This window comes from Moritella sp. F3, from assembly GCF_015082335.1.
In the GTDB taxonomy this organism is placed as follows: Bacteria; Pseudomonadota; Gammaproteobacteria; order Enterobacterales; family Moritellaceae; genus Moritella.
Genome location: NZ_BLRL01000071.1, coordinates 1 through 267, shown reverse-complemented (window position 1 = coordinate 267; position 267 = coordinate 1). Strand labels below are relative to the sequence as shown.

Sequence of the window (267 nt, the reverse complement as noted above, 5' to 3'; positions counted from 1 at the left end):
GACAATAGCTTTAGCGAATGACACTGGTCGCGCGGTAGATGATAAGTACACCAATGACGGTGAGTTTACTGTCACGCCAAGCGAATCAGGTAATCGTATAGAGTATCTAGTCGGAGGGAGCTGGGTTACCGACAAGCCTGTTGCGGTTGAAGGTGCGAACACCATTACTGTCCGTGAGATCGATTTAGCGGGTAACGCATCAGAGTCGGCAGCCCTTGAGTTCACTCTAGACACAACAGCACCAGATGCACAAACAATAGCATAAGC

Annotated in this window: 1 protein-coding gene; it reads left to right on the top strand. The window is 49.4% G+C overall.

The genetic code is table 11. The annotated features are described in order from the left end of the window. The coding region (locus JFU56_RS22520) for an Ig-like domain-containing protein (RefSeq protein ID WP_198439447.1) at nucleotides 1-265 on the top strand (265 nt) is incomplete at its 5' end. Between the last annotated feature and the right edge of the window lie 2 nt (nucleotides 266-267).